This window comes from Bradyrhizobium sp., from assembly GCF_036009065.1.
Taxonomy (GTDB): domain Bacteria; phylum Pseudomonadota; class Alphaproteobacteria; order Rhizobiales; family Xanthobacteraceae; genus Bradyrhizobium.
On sequence record NZ_DASYMN010000263.1, the window covers coordinates 1 to 12,677 of the forward strand.

A 12,677-nucleotide genomic window follows, 5' to 3' on the forward strand; every position below is an offset into this window, starting at 1 on the left:
GGTGGCGAAGAGCGTGTTTGTCGCCAAGGATGCGGCGAAGGCAAAGGCCTACGCCACCGATCCGGACAGTCCCTATGTCAATTATTATCGCTCGCTGTTCACCAAGCTGAAGAAGAACGGCCGCATCGAGTTGTTCAAGACTCGCCGCGACCAGCCCGACGATGAAGTGACGCTGGAGCTGATCTGCGACCGACTGATCATTTACGGAACGCCGGATAGCGTCGCCGACCAGCTGCTCGCCTTTCAGGACGAGGTCGGCACCTTCGGCACGCTGCTGTATGCCGGCAAGGACTGGAAGGACCGCGAGCTTGGCCGCGAGTCGATGATCCTGATGGCGGAAAAAGTGATGCCGCAGGTCAACGCGGGCTCCTCGAAACAGCGCAACGCCGCGGAATAATCCGGCAGCTAGAAAGGATCGCTGTGGCTCTTTCCGATCGCATTCCCTATCAGGCGGCCGTCGATCGGCCGAAACTTCAACTGCCGGGCAACAAGAAGCTCGCGGTATGGGTCATCCTCAATGTCGAGGAATGGCGGATCGAGGGTGCGATGCCGCGCACCGTGCTGAGCCCGCCGATGGGCCAGCCGCTGTTGCCCGACGTGCCGAACTGGTCGTGGCACGAATACGGCATGCGCGCCGGCTTCTGGCGGCAGTTCAAGGCGCTCACCGACCGCAATATGCCGGTGACGCTGGCGTTGAACGCAAGCGTTTGCAGCAGGTATCCGCGGGTCGCCTCGGCGGCGCTCGAGGCCGGCTTTGAATTCATGGGGCATGGATTCATCCAGGGCCCGATGCACAGGCTGGACAATCAGGCCGACGCGATCAGGCGCGCCGTCGATACGGTCGCCAAATTCACCGGCAAGGCGCCGCGATCGTGGGAAAGCCCGGGCCTTACGGAGACCGACGAGACGCTCGACCTGTTGCGGTTCAACGGCATCGAATATGTCGCCGACTGGGTAATTGACGATCTGCCGCAGGACATCGTGACCCCGCACGGCACCATCACGACGATTCCCTACTCGGTGGAGACCAACGATATCGTCATCCACGCGCTGCAGCATCTTACCTCCGAGCAATTCCTGAAACGCTGCACCGATCAATTCGACCGATTATACCTTGAGGGCGCGACCAACGCACGCGTGATGGCGATCTCGATCCATCCCTACATCACCGGTGTTCCCCATCGCATCAAATACCTCGAAGCGCTGCTCGATTATGTCATCGGCCATGACGGCGTCGCGCTGATGACCGCGAGCGAGATCGGCGACTGGTATCGCGCCGAACTGGCAACGGCGTCGGCCCGGGCAAAGACATGATCAAGGTCGCCATCATCGGTCTCGGCTGGTGGGGATCGATCATCCTCAAGGCGCTGTTGAACAGCCCGGTCGTCAACCCGGTGCTCGGCGTCGATCCGAATGAACCGGCGCGCGCATCGGCGCTTGGCGTGAAGACGGCGGCGCGCTTCGAGGACGCGCTGGCGGATCCCGAGATCGAGGCGGTCATCCTCTGCACGCCGCAGGAGCATCATGCGAAGCAGATCGTGGCGGCGGCACAGTCGGGACGTCACGTTTTCTGCGAAAAACCGCTGTGCACGACCGCGGCCGATGCCGAAGCCGCCATTGCTGCGGTGAGAAAAGCGGGTGTGCAGCTTGGCATCGGACACGAGAGACGTTTCGAGCCCGCGGTGATCGAAATGCGGCAGCGATTTGCAGCCGGCGAGTTCGGCACGCCGCTGCTGCTGGAAGGCAACTTCAGCCAGGACAAGTTCCTGAACATGCCGCGCGATAACTGGCGGTTGTCGAAGTCGGTCAATCCGGCCGGTCCGTTGTCCGCCACCGGCATCCATCTGGTGGACCTGTCCATCGCGCTGCTTGGCCGCCCGACACAGGTCTGGGCGAGGCTGGCAACCCTGGGCAGTGATTTTGCCAACGGCGATACGTTGTCGGTCACCATCGGATTCGAGAGCGGCGCCACCGCGCTGCTGGGCGCCGTGCTGGCGACGCCTTTCATGGGACGCCTTGCGCTGCAAGGCTCCAAAGGCTGGGTGGAAATCCGCGACCGCAGCCATCCGGAACATATCACCGGATGGGACGTGACCAGCGTCCACCGCAACGAAGAGCCGGCGACGGTGTTCTATCCGCCGCACCCGACAGTGCGCGACAATATCGAGGCTTTTGGGCGCGCATCGCTCGGACTTGCGCCCTACCCGGTCACGCTGGACGAGATGCTGCTAAATGTCCGAAGCTTCGAAGCGATCCAGCGATCGGTGAAGAGCGGGGCGATCGAGAAGATCTGACACGTTGTTCCAAAGTAGGAATGCTCAGTTTTCAAATTCGACAAGCATGCGCCGGATGATCGGCTTTAACTTTGGCAGGTCGGCGGTGGCGGTTTCCCATAGAACCTTGTCGTCGATGCGATGATATTCATGCCGCAACGGATTGCCGATGCCGATGATATCAGCCCAAGGCGCGTCGGGATAACGCGCCCGCAGTTCCTCAGGGAGAGCGCGGGCTGCCTCGGAAACAATCTGGATCGCGCGTTCGGTAATGCGGCGAAGGGCGTAACTCTCCCGGTAAGTCTCGAAGCCCAGGCCCGCCAGCTCCTGCGAAAGACTTTCGATTTCATCACGCATGTGAAGCAGCCGCACGCGCGGGCTCGTGCCGGCAACCATCAGAAGATTCGCACCGCATCCCGCTCGACATCCGCGCGGATATATGGCGAGAGCGCATCCCGGGTGGAGTAGCCGATTTCCGCCTTGTGCTCGAAGGCATCTTCAAGTGTGCGAAAGGCCCCCATATAGGGGCTTAGGCCGAACGCCGCACCGGGCGCGACGTCGACAAAGACATCCACGTCCGAATCGGGGCTCGCCTCATCACGCGCGTGCGAGCCGAACAGGTATAGCGCCGCCACGCCGTAGCTTCGCAGCACGGGCTCGGTCTTTTTCAATTTTGCAATCACATGATCGCGGCGCATGTCTTCAATATATGCCAAAAAGCATTAATTTGCCATTTGTACCGCGCTGTCTTGAATCTGCTGTAAAATCAATGCCTGAATCGCCTTTGCATAGCCGGAGGACCTATCCGACCGCCTTCACCGGCGCGCGCCGTGGGGCGACGCCGGTTCCAAACACCCGTTCAAAGCCCGCCAGATAAGCATCCAGCGCATCGGCGATCATCTGCTGCTTGTCCTCGAGCACGGAAGATCCGTAGATGTGTTTGCGCACGCCGTAATAGAAGATTCCGCTGTGAAACACCCAGGCCATTTCAAGCTCGGCCGCGGTGGGCTTGTTTTGCGCCGGCAATCCCGCCTCATGGCGGCATTCCCGGATAATCGGCATCAGGATCTGGTCCTGCACCACGGCGACATAGCGCCGGTTGATGTCCAGCCCCTTCAGGCCCGAATACAGATAGATGCGCAGCCATTTTCGGCTGAAGATCACATTGGTATAGGCGTTATAAAATTCCCGTAACCGTTCGCGGATCGGCCGCGACCTGTCGGTCAGGAGCTTTTCCCAGCCGGTGTCGAGCGGCTCCAGATAGACCGTGCGATAGACTTCCCTGATCAGATCGTCCTTGCTCGGAAAGTAGCGATACAGCAGCGGCTGGGTCACGCCTAACCGGCGCGCAAGGTCGCGGGTGCCACCGCCAAATCCCTGTTCCGCGAAGAATTCGGTGGCCTTTGCAACGAACTCCCGGCGGCGATCGTCCGGAGACAGCCGCTTCTGCTTTCCGGCGGCAGACTTCAACTTTGCTTTCCTTGCCATCAAAACCTTCGATCGCTGCAATTTCGTCAGAGTGCGATGAAGCGTCCGTAGCCTCCGTGAGCAAACAGCAGCGGCTCTTTCCGGTCGTACGCATAGGCCTCGACCGCTCCCAAGAAAATGACGTGATCGCCGCCGTAATAGCGGTCGACGGCGCGGCATTGAAAATTCGCCACGCTGCCCGCGAGCAGCGGCGCGCCGCCGCGGCCTGCGGTCCATTCCACCCCGGTAAACTTGTCCTCCGAGGAGTTTGCAAATTTTTTCGCCAACGCCTGTTGCGACGCGCCGAGCACGTTGACCGCGAAATGGCTGGCGTTCTGGAACACGGCCAGCCGTTGCGAAAACATCCCCAGGCTCCAGAGCACCAGCGGCGGGTTGAGCGACACCGAAGCGAACGAGTTGCAGGTCAGCCCATGAGGCTTGCCGTCGGCGTCGGCGGCCGTGATCACGGTGACGCCGGTGGCGTAGGTGCCGAGCGCGCTCCGAAAATCCCTGGGATCGATCGCCGAACTGCCGCTCGCCAGTTCGGTGGCCGGATCCGGTTCGACGGGATGCTTTGGCGCATCGGTCATCGCCGGCCTCAAAGCGTCAGGTTTTCGGATGGCAGGCCAAGCGCGACGCGGCCGAAATTAGTGCCTTGCGCGTCGAAATTGAAGGCGATGTGGGAATTGATGGCGCTGGCATCGCGAAATTGCCGCTGCAAGGCGCCGCTGGTGTATAGTCCCCGCGCGCCGCTCGCCGCGAACAGCAGCGACACCGCTTCGGTGCAGAGATTGACCGAAAAAGCTCCGTCGCGCCGCGACCTGGTCTTGGCGGCCATATCCGGAATGTGGCCGGCCCTGGCGTCGGACATTGCCTGGATGCAGGTCGAGCGCATGATCAGCCGGGCCGCGTCGATCTTGGCGGAAGCCTCGGCGATCTTGATCTTGGTCGATTGCAGGTCCGCCAGTCGCGCGCGGTTGTAGGTCGAGGCGCGATGCCGGGCGATCTCGATGTAATCGTCGAGACAGGCCTGCGCGTTTCCCAGCGCAACGCCGGACAGCACAAACGGGAACAGGGAAAATACCGGCAGCGCGTAAAGTGCGTTCGGGTTGACGATGCTGCCGGGCGTCGGCCCACCGGCAAGATCGGCGACCTCAAGCGTCATCGGCTCGGCGACAAACACCTGATCGACTTCGACGTCGTTGGATCCGGTTCCCCTCAGGCCCGATGCATGCCAGGTATCGATGCTTTTATAGTCGTGCTTATGAAGCAGAAAAATCCGGTATTCGATGCCGTCGGCTTCATCGTCGTATGAGACGATGCCGGCCAGCATGTTCCACTCGCTGGAATCCACCGCCGAGGAGAACGGCCAGCGGCCTTGCAGCAGATATCCGCCGTCGACCCGCCGCGCGCGGCCGGCCGGAAACACGAACGAGGATGCAATCAGCGCATTGGCGTCCTTGTTCCAGACGATATCCTGCGCGCGCGGATCGAACATCGCGAGCATCCAGTGATGACTCGACAGGTTTGCGAGATTCCAGGCGACGGATGCGTCGGCAAGGCCGATCGCTTCGGCAATATCGACCAGTGCGACATAGTCGAATTCAGAGCCGCCTACCCGCTTCGGCTGCACGATCCTGAACAGGCCGGCGTCGTGCAGATCGCGCTCGGTTTCCGGCGGCAGGCGGCGCAACGCTTCGGTCCGGGCGGAGCGTTCCCGCAGTTGCGGAACGAGGGCTTTCGCGCGAGCCATCATGGCCGCATAGGCACTGCCGTCCGCATCAGGCCCTGCACTCGCCTTCGGCTTTGGAAGCGTGCCTGCCATCTTGCCGTTCCTTAGCTATCGCGCGCGCCCTGCCGTCTTCAGATGCGGCCGGTCGAGATACAGCGAGGCCGCCAATCCCTCTTCGTTCTGCTCGGCGAATTCGGTGAGCAGCTTCATCTCCGGAATCCGCGAGCGATCCAGCGTCTCGACATCCGGCCAGTCGATCTCGACCAGGTTGCCCGAGGGATCGCGCAGGTACATCTGCACGCAGCCGTCCGGAAGCTCGTTCACCGGATTGCGGAAGGCCGTCGAATCCAGCGCGCCGATCGCCTTGGCGGCGTCATAGGCGGCATGGAAATCGTCCACGTCGACGGCGAAGTGCTGATAGAACGGAATTTTGTCTTCCAGTTCGAAGATGTGCAGTTGCAGATCGCCGCAGCGCAGGTATTTCGTCTTGAAACCGAAATTGTAGCTGGGGATGGTCTGCATGCCCAATACGGTCTCGTAGAACTTTACCGACTCCGCGAGATTTCGGGTGCCGATCGACAAATGGTTGAAGCCGGTAACCTTCATCACGCGCCTCCTTCAAAAGCACAATGCGCCGGATCGCGACGAAACCTGCTTGACCGATCGAAGCTGCCGCAATGATTGTTTATCGCCTGATCACTAATTATTCAAGGCGCGTGCGCCTTCACCCCGAAGGGGAGAGGTCAGATGTCATCGCAGATGACATCTGGGTGAGCGGCAGCTCAACGCACTCAGACTTGCGGATAGTCCCCCTCACCCGCCTCGCATCTGCGATGCGAGCGACCTCTCCCCTTCGGGGAGAGGTGGGCGCCGCGCTCGCCGCAACAGTTTCGATTCCTCTCATCACCGCAGATGGCACGCCACGTGCTGGCCCGGCGCGATCTCCCGCAACAGCGGCGTCTCGACCTTGCAGCGGTCCACCACATAGGGGCAGCGGGTGTGAAAGTGGCAGCCGCTCGGCGGATGAACCGGGCTTGGCACATCGCCTTGCAGCGCGCGGGTGGTGTTTTTTATTTTCGGATCGGGGACCGGGACGGCTGATAGCAGCGCCTCGGTATAGGGATGGCCAGGCCGGGTGAAGATCGCCGCCTTGCCGGCATATTCGACGATGCGCCCGAGATACATCACCGCGATGCGGTGGCTGATATGCTCGACCACCGCGAGGTTGTGCGAAATGAACAGATAGGAAAGCCGGAGGTCGCGCTGCAGATCCATCAGCAAGTTGATCACCTGCGCCTGGATCGAGACGTCGAGCGCCGAAACCGGCTCGTCGCAGACGATCAGCTTTGGATTGAGCGCCAGCGCGCGGGCGATGCCGATGCGCTGGCGCTGGCCGCCGGAAAACTGGTGCGGGTAACTGCCCATCTGCGCCCGCGCCAGCCCTACGCGGTCGAACAATTGCGCGACCCGCGCCTCGCACGCCCTGCCGCTCGCCAGATGATGCGTGCGCAGCGGCTCGCCGACGATGTCGCCGACGGTCATGCGCGGATTGAGCGAGGAAAACGGATCCTGGAAGATGATCTGCAACTCGCGGCGAAACGGGCGCATCTCGCGATTGCCAAGGCGCGTGATATCCCGTCCGGCGATGCGGATCGAGCCCTCGGTCGGCTCGATCAGGCGCAGGATGGCGCGGCCGACGGTCGATTTTCCGCAACCGGATTCGCCGACAAGGCCCAGCGTTTCACCCTCGCCGATCGCAAAACTGACGCCATCGACCGCCATCACCTGCTCGGATGCGCCGAAAAACCCGCGCTTGACCGGGAAGTGCTTCTTCAGGGCGTCAACCACCAGCACCGGCTCGGCGAAACCAGAATCTGCTGCTTGCGCGTTGACGGGAGTCTCAATCATGGCCGCGCCCATTGGATGGTCCGGGATGCCAGCACGCGGCCCAGTGGCCCGGGCCTTTTTCCTCATATGCCGGATATTCGCTGCGGCAGCGATCGTCGGCGCGCGCGCAGCGCGGCGCGAACACGCAGCCGATGGGAAGGTTCGTCAGCGGCGGCACGATGCCGGGAATGTCCTGCAAACGTTTGCTCGAGGCGGCCTCGCCGCGCAGCAGCCCTAGCCGCGGCAGCGAGGCCATCAGGCCCCGCGTATACTGATGCAGCGGATCGGCGAACAGCGCGTCCACCGCCGCCTCTTCCACCTTGCGGCCCGCATACATCACGATGACGCGCTGCGCGGTCTGGGCGACGAGGCCGAGATCGTGCGTGATCAGGATGACGGCGGTGCCGAGTTTCTTCTGCAGGTCGACGATCAGTTCGAGGATCTGCGCCTGCACGGTGACGTCGAGCGCGGTGGTCGGTTCGTCCGCGATCAGCACTTTCGGATTGCAGGCAAGGGCAATGGCGATCATCACGCGCTGGCGCATGCCGCCGGACAGCTGATGCGGATATTCCCGGGCGCGCTGGGCTGCTTCCGGTATCCGCACCAGCGACAGCAACGCCACGACCTTGCGCTGCAATTCGGCTTTCGTCAGCGTCTGGTGCAGGCGCAAAACCTCGCCGATCTGACGGCCGACCGTCATCACCGGATTGAGCGAGGTCATCGGCTCCTGGAAGATCATCGAAATATCGCGGCCGCGCATGGCGCGTATCTCGTCGTCATCGAGGCCGAGGATGTCGATGCCATCAAGGCTGATCGAGCCGCCGACGATGCGGCCGGGCGGATCGGGGACGAGGCGCATCAGCGACAGTGCGGTGACGCTCTTGCCGCAGCCGGACTCGCCGACGATTGCCAGCGTCTCGCCGCGGGCAAGCGCAAACGATACGCCATCGACGGCCTTGAGCGCGCCGGAGCGGGTGAAGAAATACGTCTTGAGCCCATTCACTTCGAGCACCGGCTTGCTTGGCAAAGCCGTGCTCGCGGGCTGATCGTGGTGCGCGGGCTGTCGATCCGGCAATTGCATCAGCGTCGCAGCCGCGGGTCGAGCATGTCGCGCAGCGCGTCGCCCATCAGGTTGGCGCCGAACACCACGAGGCTGATGGCGAGCCCCGGAAACACCACCAGCCAGGGCGCCGCGCGCATATATTCGGCCGCCGATTCCGACAGCATGCGTCCCCATGACGGATAAGGCTCGGGCACGCCGAGGCCGAGGAAGGACAGCGAGGCTTCGACCAGGATGGCGGAGCCGAATTGCGCGGTCACCAGCACGATCAAGGGCGCCAGCGTATTGGGCAGTACGTGGCGGATCGCGATCCAGGTTTCGGACAGGCCGATCGCCCGCGCGGCCTCGACGAACGGCATCTCCTTCAAGGCCAGCGTGTTGGAGCGGACGATGCGCGAGATGCTGGGCACCAGGGGAATCGCGATGGCGATGATGGTGTTGCGCAGCGACGGCCCGAGTGCCGCCGCCATCACCAGCGCGGTGACGAGCAGCGGCAGCGATTGCATCATGTCGATGACACGCTGCACGATCAGATCGAGCCAGCCGCCGAAATAGCCGGACAACAGCCCGATGGGAACGCCGACCAGGCAGCCGAGCACGATGGAGCCGAGCCCCACCGCCAGCGAAATCCGCGATCCGCCGATGATGCGGCTGAACACGTCGCGGCCCATGAAATCCGCGCCCAGCCAGTGCGCCGCGCCGGGCCGTGCCAGCGACGCGCCGGAATTGGTCAGGGTCGGATCGAACGGGCTGAGGGGACCTGCGAAGATCGCGGTCAGCACGAAGACGATGAGGATGATCGCACCGGCCGCGCCGAGCGGATAGTGCCGCGCCAAAAACATCGCGCCCTGCCAGCGCGTGGTGATGTTGGCGCCCGCCTTCGCCAGTTCGGCACTGTGCTCGACAGTCGTCATGGCGCCATCCCCCTCACGCGTACCTGATCCGGGGGTCGAACAGCGTATAGGCCATGTCGACCAGGAAGTTGATGGAGACGACGATGACGGCGATGAACATCACCAGGTTCTGCACGATCGGGTAATCGCGCGAGCGCACCGCCTCGACCAGGAAGCGGGCGACGCCGGGAATATTGAACACCGTCTCGGTCACGATCAGCCCGCCGATCAAAAACGCCGCCTCGATGCCGATGATGGTGATGACAGGCAGCATGGCGTTGCGCAGCGCGTGATCGTAGTTGACCGACGGCTCGGAGGCGCCCTTGGAGCGCGCGGTGCGGATGTAATCCTGGCGCAGCACCTCCAGCATCGAGGACCGCGTCAGCCGCATCATCAGCGCCGATGAGCGGAAGCCGACCACCAGCGCCGGGATGCTGAGCAGCCCGATTTCCTTCCAGAAATTGTCCACCGGCTTGTTGTAGATCGGGATCCAGCCGAACACCTGGACGAACAGCAGCAGCACCAGCAAGCCGAGCCAGAACGAGGGCAGCGACAACCCGCTGAGGCTCAGCACCCGCAGGAAATAGTCCAGCGGCGTGTTGCGCCTGACCGCGCTGAGCACGCCGAGCGGCACGCCGATCGCGACCGCGAACAACAGCGCCAGCACCGCGAGCTTGGCGGTCACCGGAAGCCGCGGCGCGATCTCCTCGATCGCCGGGCGTTCGGAGATGTAGGCATAGCCGAGATCGCCCTGCAGCAGGCCGCCGATCCACTGTCCGTACTGCACGATCAGCGAGCGGTCGAGGCCGAGCTCGTGCTCGATCTTGAGTTTCTGGGCGTTGTCGACGATGCCTGCGGAGTCGACCAGGATATCGGCGATGTTGCCGGGCACCAGGCGAAGCGCGATGAAAATCAGCACCGACATCCCGAACAGGGTCAGCAGCATCAGCATCAGCCGGCGCAGCAGGTAACTGCCCATCACGGTGTTCCCTTGCTGACGGTCCAATCAACTCCGCCGTCATCCTGAGGTGCTCGCCGTTCTTTAGGGCGAGCCTCGAAGGATGGGCCACAAGCACTGGTGCCCTGGACCATCCTTCGAGACGCCGCGCAAGCGCGCGGCTCCTCAGGATGACGGTGCGTGCCGTCATCCTGAGGTGCTCGCCGCGCAGCGGCGAGCCTCGAAGGATGAGCCACAAGTGCCCGCGGCCATCCTTCGAGACGCCGCGCAAGCGCGCGGCTCCTCAGGATGACGGTGGAGTTTGCGGCTCGGATAAGACCCATGTTTCTACTTGTCGAGCCAGACGTCCTCGAAACGGGTGTTGTTGTAGATGCTGTTGTCATGCATCGTGAAGCCTTTCACATAAGGCTGCCAGCAGGTGCCGCCGCTGTCGTGCTCGATGATCGGGCGCGCCGCATCATCGACCAGCAGCTTTTCGATGTCCCACACGATCTGCTTGCGCTTTTCCTTGTCGGATTCCTTGGATTGCTGGAAGATCAGCCGGTCAACTTCCGGATTACAGTATTCGGTGTAGTTGCGCGCGGACTTGCAGGTGTAATTCTCCACCAGGTTGGAATCGGGATCGTCGACCGCGACGCCCGTGAGGTTCAGGCCGACCTGATAGTCCTTTTTGCTGACCTTGGTGAACCATTGCGGCGTGTCGACGTTCTCGAGTTCGCCGTCGATGTAGACCTTCTTGAGCTGGTCGATCAGGATCACCGCCGGATCCCGGTATACCGGGATATTGCGGGTCGCGACCTTCACCTTGAGGGTTTTGGAGGGACCGTAGCCGAGCCCCTCCATCAGCTTGCGCGCCTCGGCGCGGTTCTTCTCGATGTCCGGGCCGTATCCCGTCAGTTTTTCCAAGCGCTCCTGCGGCATCGCCCATTCGCCTGACGGAGCCGGCAGCATGGCGCCGCCGATGGTGCCGGTGCCCTCGTTGAGGATGGTGTTGAACGCCTTGCGGTCCAGCGCCAGCGACATCGCCTTACGGATATCGGCGTTGTCGAACGGTTGCGAGCCGCGGTTGACGATCAAATTGACCGCGACGCCGGTGGATTTGAGTTCGCACACCGCCTTCGGCGCCTGGGTTTTCATGTCCTTCATCAGCGGCGCCGAGACGTCGGTCGGAAAGGTGAGGTCGAAGTCGCCGGTGGTGAAGGCCAGGATGCGGGTCGAGCGGTTCTCGATGATCTTGATGTCGATGGCGTCGAGATAGGGCCGGCCCTTCTTGAAGTAATCGGGATTGCGGACCAGGCGGATCGAATCGCCGCGCTTGAATTCGACGAATCTGAACGGCCCGGTCCCGACCGGGCGGGTGCGCATCACGTTCTGCGGCACATGGCAGGGATAGATCGGCGAATATCCCGACGCGAGCAGCAGCAGGAAGGACGGCTGCGGCGCCTTCAGGTTGAAGGTGACTTCGTTGTCGCCATTGGTCGTGACGTCCTCGAGATTGAAGTACCAGACCTGGCGCGGGTTCTTGCGGAAATCCGCCGCCTCGCCCTTGCCGATCAGCATCTGCCAGGTGCACTGCACGTCCTTGGCGGTGAACGGCTTGCCGTCGTGCCATTTGACGCCTTCGTGCAGCTTGAATGTCAGTTTTGTGTTGGTCGCGTCCCACGACCAGCTGGTCGCCATATCCGGAACGATGGTGTCGGCGCTTTCGTGGGATTTTGCCGGGTCGAACATCACCAGATTGTTGAAGACCGGCATGAACGGCGCGTTGACCGACACCGTCGCTTCCTCGAGGATCGACGCGCTCGGCGGATTGTCGCGATGGTAGAAGCGCAGCGTGCCGCCCGGTTTTTGCGCCGCCGCGGGCGCCGCCGCACAGGCCAATGCAAGCAAAGCGAGCGACGTCAATCTGAAGCAAGCCGTCATGAAATTCCTCCCGGCGGAACCGACGCTGGTGCGTTCTTGAGGCTTTTTATTTGGCGGCGAACCTAGCACGGCCCGCTTGCGGAGCAATGTCATACTATCGGCGCAGCGGAGCCTTTCGACTGCATTTCCCTTGCTGTCATTGCCGGGCTTGACCCGGCAATCCATCCTCTTCGAAAGACTCTTGCGAAGATGGATGGATACGCGGGTCAGGCCCGCGTATGACGCTGTGTGTGGGGTGGGCGCTGGTGCATTTCATCGCACTGATTGCTCCGGGCAAGCGTCATCGCCGCCCGCAAATCCCTTCGCGTGAATGGTGGGTTCAGTGAACCTCCCTCGACGAGATAAGAGGGAGGCGGAACGCCGAAAGGCGCACCTTGGTAACAGCCGCGGCTTGATTGCCGGATCGCCGACAATCAGAGGCACACGGCAACGCCTCTCGACGTTCCGTCACGGCGTAGTAGCCCTGGTCCGCGCTTCCGGGGAC

General features: G+C 62.5%; 13 protein-coding genes and 1 pseudogene. 3 read left to right on the forward strand and 11 right to left on the reverse strand.

Annotation, left to right across the window (positions count from 1 at the left end; translation table 11 throughout):
* From VGP39_RS15885 to VGP39_RS15895, 3 genes and pseudogenes are all read left to right on the forward strand, one after another.
* A pseudogene (locus VGP39_RS15885) lies at positions 1-397 on the forward strand (LLM class flavin-dependent oxidoreductase); the annotation flags it as partial.
* A gap of 23 nt (positions 398-420) precedes the next feature.
* The gene (locus VGP39_RS15890; RefSeq protein WP_327569055.1) at positions 421-1,314 is read left to right on the forward strand and encodes a polysaccharide deacetylase family protein; all 894 of its coding nucleotides are present in this window, start codon (positions 421-423) and stop codon (positions 1,312-1,314) included.
* A complete protein-coding gene (locus VGP39_RS15895; protein ID WP_327569056.1) occupies positions 1,311-2,294 on the forward strand; it encodes a Gfo/Idh/MocA family oxidoreductase in 984 nt (327 codons plus the stop codon). Before VGP39_RS15890 ends, VGP39_RS15895 begins: the two co-directional genes overlap by 4 nt.
* 24 nt (positions 2,295-2,318) lie before the next feature.
* On the opposite strand, the gene VGP39_RS15900 is transcribed toward VGP39_RS15895, so the two are convergent.
* From VGP39_RS15900 to VGP39_RS15950, 11 genes are all read right to left on the reverse strand, one after another.
* A complete protein-coding gene (locus VGP39_RS15900; protein ID WP_327569057.1) occupies positions 2,319-2,669 on the reverse strand; it encodes a DUF86 domain-containing protein in 351 nt (116 codons plus the stop codon).
* Complete coding sequence (locus tag VGP39_RS15905; RefSeq protein ID WP_327569058.1) at positions 2,669-2,971, reverse strand: nucleotidyltransferase family protein; 303 nt, start codon at positions 2,969-2,971, stop codon at positions 2,669-2,671. The genes VGP39_RS15900 and VGP39_RS15905 overlap by 1 nt, the downstream gene beginning before the upstream one ends.
* 103 nt (positions 2,972-3,074) lie before the next feature.
* Positions 3,075-3,743, reverse strand: a complete 669-nt coding sequence (locus VGP39_RS15910; RefSeq protein ID WP_327569059.1) for a TetR/AcrR family transcriptional regulator — start codon at positions 3,741-3,743, stop codon at positions 3,075-3,077.
* A gap of 44 nt (positions 3,744-3,787) precedes the next feature.
* Entirely contained in the window at positions 3,788-4,330 is a 543-nt protein-coding gene (locus tag VGP39_RS15915) for a flavin reductase family protein (protein ID WP_327569060.1), read from the reverse strand.
* 8 nt (positions 4,331-4,338) lie between these two features.
* Positions 4,339-5,565 carry an acyl-CoA dehydrogenase family protein gene (locus tag VGP39_RS15920; protein ID WP_327569061.1) on the reverse strand — a complete coding sequence of 409 codons (1,227 nt, stop codon included), beginning with the start codon at positions 5,563-5,565 and terminating at the stop codon, positions 4,339-4,341.
* A 15-nt stretch (positions 5,566-5,580) separates the two neighbouring features.
* A complete protein-coding gene (locus VGP39_RS15925; RefSeq protein WP_327569062.1) occupies positions 5,581-6,078 on the reverse strand; it encodes a VOC family protein in 498 nt (165 codons plus the stop codon).
* Between the two features lie 297 nt (positions 6,079-6,375).
* On the reverse strand, positions 6,376-7,380 hold the full coding sequence (locus tag VGP39_RS15930; RefSeq protein WP_327569063.1) for a dipeptide ABC transporter ATP-binding protein: 1,005 nt from the start codon (positions 7,378-7,380) through the stop codon (positions 6,376-6,378).
* Positions 7,373-8,371: an ABC transporter ATP-binding protein gene (locus tag VGP39_RS15935; RefSeq protein WP_327569067.1), complete on the reverse strand. Its 999-nt coding sequence runs from the start codon at positions 8,369-8,371 to the stop codon at positions 7,373-7,375. The genes VGP39_RS15930 and VGP39_RS15935 overlap by 8 nt, the downstream gene beginning before the upstream one ends.
* A 68-nt stretch (positions 8,372-8,439) precedes the next feature.
* On the reverse strand, positions 8,440-9,333 hold the full coding sequence (locus VGP39_RS15940) for an ABC transporter permease (RefSeq protein WP_327569064.1): 894 nt from the start codon (positions 9,331-9,333) through the stop codon (positions 8,440-8,442).
* A 13-nt stretch (positions 9,334-9,346) separates the two neighbouring features.
* The gene (locus VGP39_RS15945; protein ID WP_327569065.1) at positions 9,347-10,291 is read right to left on the reverse strand and encodes an ABC transporter permease; all 945 of its coding nucleotides are present in this window, start codon (positions 10,289-10,291) and stop codon (positions 9,347-9,349) included.
* Positions 10,292-10,597: 306 nt separating this feature from the next.
* Positions 10,598-12,193: an ABC transporter substrate-binding protein gene (locus tag VGP39_RS15950; protein WP_327569066.1), complete on the reverse strand. Its 1,596-nt coding sequence runs from the start codon at positions 12,191-12,193 to the stop codon at positions 10,598-10,600.
* Positions 12,194-12,677: the final 484 nt, after the last annotated feature.

Bases quoted from the DNA above. Each gene is read 5' to 3' on its own strand.
- VGP39_RS15895 (WP_327569056.1), top strand. From the start codon at position 1,311: ATGATCAAGGTCGCCATCATCGGTCTCGGCTGGTGGGGATCGATCATC.
- VGP39_RS15900 (WP_327569057.1), bottom strand. From the start codon at position 2,669: ATGGTTGCCGGCACGAGCCCGCGCGTGCGGCTGCTTCACATGCGTGAT.
- VGP39_RS15905 (WP_327569058.1), bottom strand. From the start codon at position 2,971: ATGCGCCGCGATCATGTGATTGCAAAATTGAAAAAGACCGAGCCCGTG.
- VGP39_RS15915 (WP_327569060.1), bottom strand. From the start codon at position 4,330: ATGACCGATGCGCCAAAGCATCCCGTCGAACCGGATCCGGCCACCGAA.
- VGP39_RS15920 (WP_327569061.1), bottom strand. From the start codon at position 5,565: ATGGCAGGCACGCTTCCAAAGCCGAAGGCGAGTGCAGGGCCTGATGCG.
- VGP39_RS15925 (WP_327569062.1), bottom strand. From the start codon at position 6,078: ATGAAGGTTACCGGCTTCAACCATTTGTCGATCGGCACCCGAAATCTC.
- VGP39_RS15930 (WP_327569063.1), bottom strand. From the start codon at position 7,380: ATGATTGAGACTCCCGTCAACGCGCAAGCAGCAGATTCTGGTTTCGCC.
- VGP39_RS15940 (WP_327569064.1), bottom strand. From the start codon at position 9,333: ATGACGACTGTCGAGCACAGTGCCGAACTGGCGAAGGCGGGCGCCAAC.
- VGP39_RS15945 (WP_327569065.1), bottom strand. From the start codon at position 10,291: ATGGGCAGTTACCTGCTGCGCCGGCTGATGCTGATGCTGCTGACCCTG.
- VGP39_RS15950 (WP_327569066.1), bottom strand. From the start codon at position 12,193: ATGACGGCTTGCTTCAGATTGACGTCGCTCGCTTTGCTTGCATTGGCC.